The organism is Peribacillus sp. P4_D6 (assembly GCF_056401795.1).
In genome coordinates, this window is record NZ_JBFUIQ010000022.1 from 29,120 (window position 1) to 42,214 (window position 13,095).

The following is a 13,095-nucleotide window of genomic DNA, read 5'->3' on the forward strand; positions in this document are numbered from 1 at the left end:
TTAAAGAGAGGGGGGAAAGAAAATGAATGGATTGCAGAACTTGTTCTCCAAACAAGATGATGTTCATTCGTTAATAGCCGGCATCGATGAAGGGCTTAAGGAGCAAATCGTCTCTGGTCTCACAGGTTCCTCGAGATCGCTATTGCTGGCTTCCGTATATGAAAAGACGAATAGGCCTATTTTATTGGTTACCCATAATTTATTGCAAGCACAAAAATTCCATGAGGACTTATCAAGTTTCATTCCTGAGGAAGAATTATATATATATCCAGCCAATGAATTGATTGCGGCTGATTTGAGTGTTGCAAGCCCGGAATTAAGGGCCCAACGCGTTGAGGCATTGAATTTTTGGGCAGAGGGAAAGAAAGGGATTGTCATTGCCCCGATTCCTGGGGTGCGTCGTGTGCTTCCTCCAAAGGATATTTGGAAGAGGCATCAGCTAGCGTTTAATCTAGGGGAAGACATCGAGCTTGAACCAACGCTTAATAAATTCATTGCCATGGGTTATAACCGGTCTGAAATGGTTGCTTCTCCAGGTGAATTCAGTATCAGGGGCGGTATCATCGATATTTACCCGATCACTGAACCTAATCCAATACGAATTGAATTATTCGATACCGAAATAGATTCAATAAGGACTTTTTCAAGTGAAGATCAGCGATCCATCGAAAAACTCAAGAAAGTGACGATCGGTCCCGTCAGTGAGGCTTTGCTAGAGACGGAGCATATCGAAAGAATCATAACCAGGCTCGAGAGCGGATTAAGTAAAAGCTTGAAGAAACTTAAGGACGAGAAAACCAAGGAACAGCTGGTCCAAACGATCAGTTATGAACTTGAACAGCTGAAAATGGGGGACATACCCGACAAAATCTTTAAATACTTAAGTTTAGCGTATGAAGATCCAGCTAGTTTAATAGATTATTTACCGGTAAATGGTTTGGTTTTCTTAGATGAAATCAGTAGAATCCAGGAAATCAATGATTCTTTGGAAAAGGAAGAGGCTGGTTGGTACACGGACCTTTTAAGTCAGGGACAAATTATCCATGACATTAAATTGGCTCATCCCATGCAGGAATTAATCATGAAATCCAGCAGGCCGTTTGTATACCTTTCATTGTTTTTACGGCATGTACCGCATACGAATCCTCAGAATATCCTGAATTTTGCCAGTAAACAAATGCAAAATTTCCATGGACAGATGAATGTGTTCAAAGCTGAACTGGAACGTTGGAAAAAAGGGAAATATACAGTCGTCATACTTGGACAGGATGAAGAACGGGTAAAAAAGCTGCATTCGGTTTTAGCCGACTATGATATAGAGGCAGCAGAACTGTTTAATGCTGACAGCATCCTTCCAGGTAAAGTACAGATTTTACGCGGCAGTCTGAATAGCGGCTTTGAATTGCCTATGCAAAAATTCAGTATCATCACGGAAACGGAATTGTTTAATAAGAAGTCAAAGAAATCGGTACGGAGACAGAAACTATCGAATGCTGAACGAATCAAGAGTTATTCCGAACTGAAGATCGGTGACTATGTCGTTCATGTTAACCACGGTATCGGTAAATACTTGGGTATTGAAACCCTTACAATAAATGGGGTCCATAAAGATTACCTGAATATTCGTTATCAAGCGGATGACAAATTGTATGTTCCTGTCGACCAAATTGATCTTGTCCAAAAATATGTCGGTTCTGAAGGAAAAGAGCCGAAGCTTTATAAGCTAGGCGGTACGGAATGGAAACGTGTCAAAAGCAAGGTTCAATCATCCGTTGAGAACATTGCCGATGATTTAATCAAGTTATACGCAGAAAGAGAAGCGGCAAAGGGCTATGCCTTTTCACCTGATGGTGATATGCAGAGGGAATTCGAAACATCATWCGCTTATAACGAAACGGAAGATCAATTACGTTCCATAGTCGAAATCAAAAAGGATATGGAACGGGAACGGCCGATGGATCGTTTATTATGCGGCGATGTTGGTTATGGGAAGACAGAGGTGGCGATCCGGGCCGCTTTTAAAGCCATAATGGATGGGAAGCAGGTTGCGTTTCTAGTTCCGACCACAATCCTTGCCCAGCAGCATTATGAAACATTAAGGGAGCGTTTTCAGGATTATCCGATTTCGATTGGCCATATGAGCCGCTTCCGGACTAAAAAGCAGCAAACGGAGACGATAAAAGGATTGAAGGCCGGCACGGTGGATATAGTGGTTGGCACGCATAGGATTTTATCCAAAGATATCGTGTACCGCGATTTGGGATTGCTTATCATTGATGAAGAACAGCGCTTTGGCGTTACACATAAGGAAAAGATCAAACGGTTAAAAACTAATGTGGATGTACTGACTTTGACTGCGACACCGATTCCGAGGACCCTTCATATGTCGATGTTGGGCGTGAGGGATCTGTCCGTCATCGAAACTCCGCCTGAGAACCGGTTTCCGATCCAAACTTATGTCATGGAGTATAATGGCTCATTGGTAACGGAAGCGATAGAACGGGAATTGGCCAGGGGCGGTCAGGTTTATTTCCTTTACAATCGGGTAGAGGATATAGCAAGAAAAGCAGAAGAAATTTCCATGCTTGTGCCCGATGCCCGTGTTACCTATGCTCATGGGCAAATGACAGAGCAAGAACTGGAAGCCGTCATGTTCGGCTTTTTGGAAGGCGAATATGATGTTTTGGTAAGTACAACCATTATAGAAACGGGTGTTGATATCCCGAATGTAAATACGCTTATCGTGAATGAAGCGGATAGAATGGGACTTTCACAGCTCTATCAGCTGCGTGGCCGTGTAGGTCGATCCAATCGGGTGGCATATGCATTCTTCACTTATAGGAAAGATAAAGTGTTGACTGAAGTGGCAGAAAAGCGTCTTCAATCCATTAAGGAATTTACAGAATTGGGTTCAGGGTTCAAAATCGCGATGCGTGATTTATCCATCAGGGGAGCTGGAAACATTCTAGGGGCTCAACAACATGGCTTCATCGATTCGGTTGGTTTTGATCTGTATTCACAAATGCTGAAAGAAGCGGTGGATGCGAAACGTAATGACCAACCAGCCGAAGAGAAGAACACACTGGAAATTGACGTTGAAGTGGATGCTTATATCCCTGATGCCTACATAATGGATGGACATCAGAAAATAGAAATGTATAAAAGGTTCAGAGGTGTCGCTTCACTTGAAGAAGTGGAAGAATTACAGGATGAAATGATCGATCGTTTCGGAGAGTATCCAGAAGAGGTTTCCTATTTATTCATGATTGCCGAAATGAAGGTATATGCTGAAAAGGCCGGAATTGAAAGCATTAAACAATTAAAGCAGGAAATCAGCATTCTCCTTAGGGAAAAGGTCAGCAGCGATGTGGATGGACAAAAAGTGTTCGAGCTGGGATCGAAGTATGGCCGTATGGTGGGCTTCGGCATGGACGGCAATCGAATGAAGCTGGTCCTGCACATAAAAGGCGTGGAACAAAGCAAATGGCTCAATATCTTATTTGAGATGGCCAAGGGGTTACAGTATGTAAAAAAAGAGACGCAAGCCACTAAAAACTAGAATTGATGATTGTCCTCTTGAAGAAATTTTTTTAGGTACCATGGTAAAAAAATGCAACAAAAAGAAAAATTTTTTCAAAGTGCATAGAACTTACCATTAGAAAAATACTAAGTACAATAGCTGGTGATGATTTTGCTACAAAATGAGGATTTATCAAATCAATTAGATGAAAGTGAGGCAACATTAGATGAAAGCAACTGGTATCGTTCGCCGAATTGATGATTTAGGAAGAGTAGTCATCCCGAAGGAAATTCGCAGGACACTCCGTATTCGTGAAGGAGATCCACTGGAAATATTCGTGGATAGAGATGGTGAAGTCATCCTAAAGAAATACTCTCCAATTAGTGAATTAGGCGATTTTGCAAGGGAATATGCAGAAGCACTATATGATAGCCTTGGAAACCCAGTTATGATTTGTGACAGGGATACTTACATTGCGGTGGCAGGCGGCTCCAAAAAAGAATACTTAAACAAAAGTGTTAGTGACCTAGTGGAAAAAATCATGGAAGAAAGAAATCCTGTTTTGGAGTCTCCGAACGGACAAGTCTCATTCGTTGATTCCAATGATGAAGAGGTCCAATCTTATACTGCAGCTCCGATCATTGCGAGTGGGGACCCGATTGGTGCCGTCTTGATTTTCTCTAAAGACAGCACCATTGGTGAAGTGGAACAGAAATCGGTTGAAACAGCAGCAAGCTTCCTAGCTAGACAAATGGAACAGTAACCTTGGACATGCATTTATATCTTAAAAGATGGAAAGGGCAGCATTCGCGCTGTCCTTTTTGCACTTTCTAAAAAAGAAACGGAAATGGAAAATAATTAACAGTATGGATGGGATTGAAAAATAACCATTAGAATTATGCTATAATAACTACCACATATGAGTGAAAAGAGGAAAAAGAATGGCTGAAAAGCCTAATAAAACATCAAATGAACTTTTTCGAGGTGCGCTGATTTTGAGCGCTGCAGCGATTATCGTAAAAGTTTTGAGCGCGGCCTATCGCATACCATATCAGAACATTGCGGGTGACATCGGGTTTTATATCTATCAACAGGTTTATCCCTTCTACGGTGTTGCTTTTACATTATCGACAATCGGCTTTCCGGTAGTCATATCCAAACTTATTGCAGAACGGGAGTCTTCCAAAAATAACTTTGCGGTCAAGGATATATTGGTGACATCATTCGTCGTCTTAAGTTCGATAAGTGTCATGATGTTTGCTGCACTATTCCTTGGCGCCGATTGGATTGCAGGATGGATGAAGGATCCGCATTTAGCCGGTCTGCTGAGAATCGTTGCCTATTCCTATTTATTAATGCCCATTTCTTCTCTATTAAGAGGCTATTTTCAAGGAATAAACGACATGTTACCGACGGCAAGTTCGCAGGTCGCTGAACAATGCATCCGGGTATTGACGATACTGGTCCTTTCCACAATATTTGTGCATCAGGGCTACTCTGATTATGTTGTCGGCAAGGGGGCGGTCCTCGGTTCGATAACAGGCGGCATTACTGGCCTGGTACTGCTTATTGCTTTCGTTATTTTAAGAGAAGAATGGAAGCTTTTTTTACGAATGAGAATCAAACCGGTGAATTTTATCAAAATTTCCAAAGCCCTGGTTTTCCAAGGGTTGGCCTTTTGCATTACGGGTTTGATCCTTATCTTGTTTCAGTTTGTCGATTCACTGCACCTGTACTCCCTGCTGAGGGAAACGGGGATGGGGGAAAGGGAAGCCAAAGAATGGAAAGGGGTATATGATCGAGGACAGCCTTTGCTTCAGCTAGGTACAGTCGTGGCTAATTCTTTTGCATTGGCGCTAGTACCTGTCATATCCGGATTCGTTCAGAGTAAAAGTCAATTTGAATTATTGAATAAGATCAAATTGGCGCTTCGTGTAAGTGCGACGATCGGGGTCGCTGCTGCGATCGGGCTGGTGGTGACGATGAAGCCTGTCAATCATATGCTGTTCACTGATGTTAAAGGGACGATTACTTTAGCAATTTTCTCTTTATCGATTTTATTCACATCCCTCATAATGGCGGAAGCGGCAGTGATTCAAAGTTTAGGCCATTCGTTCGTGCCGGTGATCATCACGATTGTGGGGGTGGGCAGCAAGTGGGCTTTGAACCTTGTCCTGGTGCCGCATTACAAAATCGCGGGGGCAGCCTCGGCAACAGTACTTGCGTATATGATCATGACGGTACTATTTTATGTGGTATTGAGAGTACATATCAAAAAGACATTAATTGAAAAGCGACATGTGCTAATAATCTTGAAGAGTACGGTGTACATGGGAACGGCGGTTGTTTTATTCAATTGTTTATTCGAATGGATGACCTCAGGCGAGAGTCGGTTGTTAGCTACGGTCCAAGCTTTGACCGGTGTAGGGATCGGTGCAGCCGTGTTTGTGATGACCGCCATTCGTGCAGGCTTATTTGGTGAAGAAGAACTTTCACTTATACCTGCAGGTTCAAAGCTTAAACGATTAATAATAACGAATAGGAGTATACGAAATCATGAATGAGATTACGATAATAGGCCTTGGTGCTGGGGATTTAGAGCAGCTTCCACTAGGGATTTATAAAAAATTGATTCAAACGGGACAATGCTATGTCAGAACGGCTGATCATCCGGTAATCGGGGATTTGAAAAGGGAAGGAATAAATTTCACGGCGTTTGACGGGATATATGAAAAGCACGACCAATTTGAAGACGTATATGAAGAAATTGCCGAAACATTATTAGACGAGGCCTCGAACCGTTCCGTTTTATACGCAGTTCCGGGGCATCCGATGGTTGCGGAAAAAACGGTACAGCTTTTGCTTGAAAAGGGTCCGGCTCTTGGAATAGCCATTAAGCTCGAAGGCGGGCAAAGTTTCCTTGACCCATTGTTTCAGGCTGTTAGGATCGATCCAATTGAAGGGTTTCAGCTATTGGATGGAACAGATCTTTCACCGGATGATTTACACATTACCCAGCATATGATAATCGGACAGGTGTATGACGCATTCAGTGCATCCGATGTGAAGCTGACTTTGATGGAAAAGCTACCGGATGACTACGAGGTATATATCGTAACTGCGGCAGGCAGCAGTCAGGAAAAAGTGACAAAATGCGCCCTCTTCGAACTCGACCGTCAGATGGAGTTAAGTAACTTGACGAGTGTTTATGTTCCGCCCGTTAAAGATGAAGCTTTACGGTATAGGGAGTTTTCTAAGCTGCGGCGGGTCATCGCAGAACTTAGAGGTCCTGACGGATGTCCGTGGGATAAGAAACAAACTCATGAAAGCTTGAAGAAATATCTAATAGAAGAAGCATATGAGCTGATTGATTCCATCGATGAAGGTGACGATGAGGGTATGGTTGGTGAACTTGGGGATGTCCTGCTTCAGGTGATGCTTCATTCACAAATCGGTGAAGATGAGGGCATGTTCACGATAGATGATGTGATTGAAGGCATTACGGCAAAAATGATTCGGCGCCACCCGCATGTATTCGGAGATGTTGAAGTGAACGGTGAGGAAGATGTATTGGTGAACTGGCAAAAAATCAAAGAAGGTGAAAAGGGGGGCGAATCAAAAGCTCTGAAATCCATACTGGATGGTATTGAGAAATCGCTGCCAAACTTACTTCGGGCCGAAGAGTATCAAAAAAGGGCTGCGAAGGTTGGATTTGATTGGGATGAGGTTTCCGAAGCCTGGAAGAAGGTCAGGGAAGAAGTGCAGGAATTGGAAGAGGAAATATTAAGTCCGAACAGGGATGCCGAAAGAATAAAATCAGAGCTGGGCGACCTCTTTTTTGCGCTTGTCAACATTTCACGTTATTATGACATACAAGCGGAAGAAGCCGTCTACAAAGCAAACCAGAAATTCCACCAGCGTTTTACATATATAGAAGAGTGCATTCAAAGGGCAGACAAAAAATTTGAGGATTATACATTGGAAGAATTGGATTCATATTGGGATGAAGCAAAAGCAAAAGGACTTTAATTAAGGGAGAGATTTGAATGTCGATGAGATTGGATAAATTCCTAAAGGTTTCAAGGTTGATCAAGCGCCGCACACTTGCGAAAGAAGTTGCGGATAAAGGGAGAATCTCGATTAACGGACAACAGGCCAAAGCAAGTTCGAATGTGAAAGATGGCGATGAGCTGACAGTAAGATTCGGTCAAAAGCTTGTTACGGTACGTGTCGATAAAATTCAAGAAACGACGAAAAAAGAAGCGGCTGCAGATATGTATACCATCGTAAAGGAAGAAAAGCTAGCGGAGGAGTAAGGACAGGCTTGGTTCTAATTCCACTCTTACGGACATACACTTGTACAAAATCAGTGGTACTGTGAGGGATGATAAAATGAGCCAATATATTGATCCGAATGCTGGTTACACAAAGGGAACGACCCAAGAGCATGATGTAACGATGAAAGGCCGCCGTTTACTTGATATTACCGGTGTCAAACAAGTCGAAAGCTTTGATAATGAAGAGTTTCTGCTCGAAACGTCAATGGGATTCTTATCTATCCGGGGCCAAAACTTGCAAATGAAGAATTTGGATGTTGATAAAGGCATCGTTTCCATTAAGGGAAAGATTTTCGACCTTGTTTATTTAGATGAGCAATCAGGGGAGAAAGCTAAAGGATTCTTTGGCAAGTTGTTCAAATGACCTTAACGATCCAATTTTATACGTTGCTTGCGATGATAGGCATGGGCAGTGGCTTTGGAGCTGCCCTGGATACGTATAGCCGGTTCCTGAATCGTTCAGAAAGGAAAAGGTGGATTGTATTCATCCATGACTTCCTTTTCTGGATCATTCAGGGTCTCCTTATTTTTTATGTTTTGTTTTTAGTGAATGAGGGAGAGTTTCGCCTCTATTTATTTTTGGCCTTATTATGCGGTTTTTCAGCTTATCAAGCACTTTTCAAAGGATTCTATCAACGTTTTTTGGAGTTTTTGATAATACTTGTGATAAAGCTGGCGAGATTTATAGCGAATTCGGTTCACATGCTGATATTTCTACCGATAAAATGGGTAATAGTATCCATATTGGCCATCATCATCGGGATAGGTAAGTTCGTTTTGGCCTTATTAAAATGGGCGGGGAAAATACTTCTCTTTATTTTGAATATATTCTGGAGACCATTAAAATGGATTCTGACTTATATATGGAATTTATTGCCGGTTTTTGTTACGAAAAACGTCGGGAAGTTTTATAATAAAGGAAAAGGGATTTTATTGAAAATAAAGAATTCTATATTTAGAACGCTAAATGGATGGAGAAATAAAAAGAAATGAGGAGCGATAAAAAATGAGTAGCCTGCGTAAAAGGAAAGTGGCAAAAATAGAAAATCCCTACGTCGCTCAACAAGAGAAAAAAGTACAAACCGTAGAAAAAAAGAAGCGTGGTCTAATGCGTAGATTAACCCTTTACTCAGTTTTCGCCGCTGTCTTTTTGATTTTTGCCGTTTCCACCCTCATAACGCAAAATGTTGCACTGGATGAGAAAGTTCAGCAAAAGCAAGAATTGAAGGGAAAGTTAGCTGAATTGAAAAAAGACGAGACCCTTCTTAAAGAAGAAATCGTAAAGCTTAATGATGACGACTATATAGCAAAAATAGCAAGACGGGATTATTTCTTGTCTGAAAAAGGTGAAATCATTTTTACCCTTCCAAAAGGGAAGGAAGATAGTGACTAATATTGACACTGTTTTTTTACTTTCGTTATAATATAGGGTGAAGAGATTTTTTTAACATTTCTAAGGAGGAACATTTTTTTTATGTCAATCGAAGTAGGCAGCAAGTTACAAGGTAAAGTAACAGGCATAACTAATTTTGGTGCATTTGTAGAGCTACCTCAAGGTTCAACCGGTCTTGTCCATATCAGTGAAGTGGCTGATAACTATGTCAAGGATATCAATGATCATTTAAAAGTGGGCGATACAGTTGAGGTGAAAGTCATCAACGTTAAAGATGGCAAGATTGGCTTGTCCATAAAAAAAGCGATAGACCGTCCTGAAGTTGAGCAAAAACCTGCATACACACCACGTCCGCGCCAAGGTAGAGGGAATGACAGCCGTTCCAAAGACTTCCGCTCGAAAGGCAATGGTTTCCAACCGAAAGAAAACTTTGAGCAAAAAATGGCTAAATTCTTAAAAGATAGCGAAGACCGCTTAACGACCCTAAAACGTAGCACCGAAACGAAACGGGGAGGTCGAGGAGGAAGACGCGGATAAAACTGCTGCTGAAAAATAATAGTTTAGCAACTTTTCCTGTGAAATTATTCATAGTGTAGATAAAGGCAAGCTTGCCGGCTTGTCTTCTTTTATTATAGTACGACATGAAAAAAGCGCCTCCGTACACTTACTGATATAAGTGTGCAGAGGCGCTTTTTGTATTTGATGACCCGTACGGGATTCGAACCCGTGTTACCGCCGTGAAAGGGCGGTGTCTTAACCGCTTGACCAACGGGCCGTAAGTTTCATGATAAAAGATAGCGGCAGAGGGGATCGAACCCCCGACCTCACGGGTATGAACCGTACGCTCTAGCCAGCTGAGCTACGCCGCCATAATGGTAAGTGCTACTGAAGCACAAGTTATATCTTACATTCGTGAAGAAAAAATGTCAACAAAAATATTAAAGTTTGTCGGTTTCCATTTCCTGATTATTTATTCGTGTTATTTTCCGCAAAAATAACCTAAAAACTTTGCTTTTCTTCAAAAAAAAAAGAACACCCGTTTCTGTATTGGGAAAAATGGCACAAAAACCTGTATACAAATGATTATTCAAGAAGAATTTCGTCGAACGTTTTTCTTATCCGCTTATAAAATTCTGACAAAAAAATAGACAAGCCCTCTTTATAATAAAAATCACTAATACGAATGGGGTGTTGAAATGGAAAAAGTGGAAAGACCTATGATGGAACCTCTTGGAGATGTTCAGTTAAAAGAAGCGAAGGCAGGGGCCATCAATTGGATCCAACAACTGCAAATGAAGAGTGAAGACATATTCATAAAAAAAGGTATCTCTTTAGCAATTATCGGTTTTTTATTAGGAAGGGCTTTAATTCTTTCGCAGCTGGCACCATTTGGACTTCCGTTTTTCGCAGCCGTGTTTCTCATGAGACGTGATAGGGCTCCACTGGCTTTATTCGGATTGATTGCAGGTGGGCTGACCGTTCACTATTCGAATAGTTTAGTCATCTTTGCATCGGCGTTCCTGCTCCTGTTATTTCATAAGATCAAGAAGCCCGCCGTGGAAGGACAATTCAAGACGATGTCGATGTACGTCTTCGCTTCACTATTCCTGGTCAACCTGGCCGAGCAATATCTGGTATTTCGAACGATTCAGCTGTACGACTTGATGATGATAGGAGTAGAGGCGGGACTCGCGATGATTTTAACTTTAATCTTCATACAGTCCATCCCGATGCTGACCGTTAGGACAAAGTCCCAGTCATTAAAGACGGAGGAAATTGTCAGCATCATCATCTTGCTTGCTTCGGTGATGACCGGAACCATCGGCTGGATGATATACGATTTATCACTCGACCATATATTCTCGCGATACCTGGTCCTCCTCTTCGGGCTGGCGGGAGGGGCCGCCATAGGCTCCACTGTAGGTGTTGTTACTGGATTGATATTCAGCTTGGCGAGTATTGCCAGTCTATATCAAATGAGCCTTCTCGCATTTTCAGGGCTTCTGGGCGGACTGTTGAAGGAGGGAAGAAAGATAGGGGTTGCTAGCGGCCTCTTGATTGCTACATTACTGATAGGTTTATATGGTGAGGGCACCAATAATATTATGGTGACCCTTTATGAATCACTTATAGCTGTGGCCCTATTTATATTGACACCGTCATCCATCATCAACAAAATAGCGAAACATATACCGGGAACAGTCGAGAATTCTGATGAACAGCAGCAGTATGCCCGAAAAGTGAGGGATGTCACCGCTCAAAGGGTGGAGCAATTCTCACATGTATTTGAGGCGCTCTCTAATAGCTTTTCCCAAGTGGATGAAAGGGGAAGATTGGAGGAAGATGAGAAAGAATTCGACTACTTCTTAAGTAATGTAACGGAAAAGACGTGCCAGCTTTGTTTTAAAAAGGAACAATGCTGGTCCAAGAACTTTAATACAACCTATGACGGCATGCAGGAAATCATGCTTCAATTAAGTGAAAATAATGGTCAGCTCCCACAAAAAACTTCGAAAGAATGGGGGAAATATTGCAGTCGCGGGCCTCAGGTGATTGGGGCGATATCACAGGAGCTCACTTATTTTGAAGCTAACCAAAAATTAAAAAGGCAGGTGAAGGAAAGTCGGAAGCTAGTGGCGGATCAACTGCGGGGCGTTTCGGCAGTAATGGATGATTTTGCAAAAGAAATACAAAGGGAAAGGAAGAATCATCATGTACATGAAGAATCCATTTTGGAAGCCATCCAGGATTTTGGCCTGCACATAGGCCATGTGGAAATATACAGTCTAGAACAAGGAAATGTTGATATAGAGATGAGTGTCCCATACTGCCAGGGCAGAGGGGAATGTGAAAAGTTGATTGCACCTATGCTTTCAGACATTTTAGGGGAAACGATAGTCGTACATTCAGAAGAGTGTGCAACGTATCCAAGCGGGCAATGTGAGGTGATATTTAGGTCAGCAAAAAAATTCACGGTCGAAACGGGTGTGGCTCATGCTGCCAAGGGGGGAGGGCTTGTATCAGGAGATAGTTTTACGACCATGGAAATTGGCTGCGGCAAATTCGCAATAGCCATCAGTGATGGAATGGGAAATGGGGAAAGGGCCCATTTTGAAAGTACAGAAACATTGAAGCTGCTACAAAAATTTTTACAATCGGGAATAGAAGAAAAAATAGCCATTAAATCCGTAAACTCCGTATTATCTCTACGCACTACCGATGAAATATTTTCGACTCTTGATTTGGCAATGATTGATCTTCAGGACGCAAAGGCTAAGTTTTTAAAAATCTGTTCGATACCGAGTTTCATTAAAAGGGGGGATAGGATAATAAAAATTGAATCAAGTAACCTCCCCATGGGGATCATCCAGGATTTCGATGTTGATGTAGTATCAGAAGAGCTGAAGGCAGGGGATATATTAATCATGATGAGCGATGGAGTGTTCGATGGCCCCTCACATGTCGAAAATATCGAGTTCTGGCTAAAACGAAAAATCAAGGAAATGGAAACTGACGATCCGCAGGAAATCTCTGATTTAATATTGGAAGAGGTCATCCGAACGAAAGGCATCATAGATGATGACATGACAGTGGTAACATCGAAAATAAAGCATAACACACCGAAATGGGCATCCATTCCCGTTTCCCCAAAACGTAAAAAGGCCCAGTAGGGGCCGTTTATATATAAAATAAATAAAACCCAAAATGAGGTGGTGTAAATGGAAGAAGGATAAAAGGTGAAGGGATGAACTCTTTTCAATCATTACTCTCCATGATATGACTTGATGTAATGTCCTTTGCGTATAATTTCCCCTTTTTTAGTCAATTATGGTAACAAATTGATA

10 protein-coding genes and 2 tRNA genes are annotated in these 13,095 nt (G+C 41.9%); 10 read left to right on the forward strand and 2 right to left on the reverse strand.

Annotation, left to right across the window (positions count from 1 at the left end):
- The first annotated feature begins 22 nt into the window (after positions 1–22).
- The 9 genes from mfd to AC1DVB_RS09985 all read left to right on the forward strand — a co-directional run bounded on the left by mfd (position 23) and on the right by AC1DVB_RS09985 (position 9,787).
- The gene (gene mfd / locus AC1DVB_RS09945; RefSeq protein ID WP_477589129.1) at positions 23–3,559 is read left to right on the forward strand and encodes a transcription-repair coupling factor; all 3,537 of its coding nucleotides are present in this window, start codon (positions 23–25) and stop codon (positions 3,557–3,559) included.
- A 187-nt stretch (positions 3,560–3,746) separates the two neighbouring features.
- Entirely contained in the window at positions 3,747–4,283 is a 537-nt protein-coding gene (spoVT, locus tag AC1DVB_RS09950; RefSeq protein WP_034316314.1) for a stage V sporulation protein T, read from the forward strand.
- A gap of 178 nt (positions 4,284–4,461) precedes the next feature.
- On the forward strand, positions 4,462–6,084 hold the full coding sequence (locus AC1DVB_RS09955) for a putative polysaccharide biosynthesis protein (RefSeq protein ID WP_063574549.1): 1,623 nt from the start codon (positions 4,462–4,464) through the stop codon (positions 6,082–6,084).
- The gene (yabN, locus tag AC1DVB_RS09960; RefSeq protein WP_057276505.1) at positions 6,077–7,549 is read left to right on the forward strand and encodes a bifunctional methyltransferase/pyrophosphohydrolase YabN; all 1,473 of its coding nucleotides are present in this window, start codon (positions 6,077–6,079) and stop codon (positions 7,547–7,549) included. The genes AC1DVB_RS09955 and yabN overlap by 8 nt, the downstream gene beginning before the upstream one ends.
- Positions 7,550–7,572: 23 nt before the next feature.
- Complete coding sequence (locus AC1DVB_RS09965) at positions 7,573–7,836, forward strand: RNA-binding S4 domain-containing protein (RefSeq protein WP_057276517.1); 264 nt, start codon at positions 7,573–7,575, stop codon at positions 7,834–7,836.
- Between the two features lie 76 nt (positions 7,837–7,912).
- Positions 7,913–8,221, forward strand: a complete 309-nt coding sequence (gene yabP / locus AC1DVB_RS09970) for a sporulation protein YabP (protein WP_034316308.1) — start codon at positions 7,913–7,915, stop codon at positions 8,219–8,221.
- On the forward strand, positions 8,218–8,850 hold the full coding sequence (gene yabQ, locus AC1DVB_RS09975) for a spore cortex biosynthesis protein YabQ (RefSeq protein WP_057276506.1): 633 nt from the start codon (positions 8,218–8,220) through the stop codon (positions 8,848–8,850). The genes yabP and yabQ overlap by 4 nt, the downstream gene beginning before the upstream one ends.
- A 13-nt stretch (positions 8,851–8,863) precedes the next feature.
- Complete coding sequence (locus tag AC1DVB_RS09980; RefSeq protein WP_034316305.1) at positions 8,864–9,250, forward strand: FtsB family cell division protein; 387 nt, start codon at positions 8,864–8,866, stop codon at positions 9,248–9,250.
- A gap of 81 nt (positions 9,251–9,331) precedes the next feature.
- Positions 9,332–9,787: a S1 domain-containing RNA-binding protein gene (locus AC1DVB_RS09985; protein ID WP_034316303.1), complete on the forward strand. Its 456-nt coding sequence runs from the start codon at positions 9,332–9,334 to the stop codon at positions 9,785–9,787.
- A gap of 166 nt (positions 9,788–9,953) precedes the next feature.
- Here AC1DVB_RS09985 and AC1DVB_RS09990 read toward each other — a convergent pair.
- Both AC1DVB_RS09990 and AC1DVB_RS09995 read right to left on the reverse strand, forming a co-directional pair.
- Positions 9,954–10,025 (reverse strand) — tRNA-Glu (locus tag AC1DVB_RS09990).
- A 20-nt stretch (positions 10,026–10,045) separates the two neighbouring features.
- A tRNA-Met gene (locus AC1DVB_RS09995) sits at positions 10,046–10,119 on the reverse strand.
- Between the two features lie 327 nt (positions 10,120–10,446).
- Here AC1DVB_RS09995 and spoIIE point away from each other — a divergent pair.
- Positions 10,447–12,921, forward strand: a complete 2,475-nt coding sequence (gene spoIIE / locus AC1DVB_RS10000; RefSeq protein ID WP_057276507.1) for a stage II sporulation protein E — start codon at positions 10,447–10,449, stop codon at positions 12,919–12,921.
- Positions 12,922–13,095: the final 174 nt, after the last annotated feature.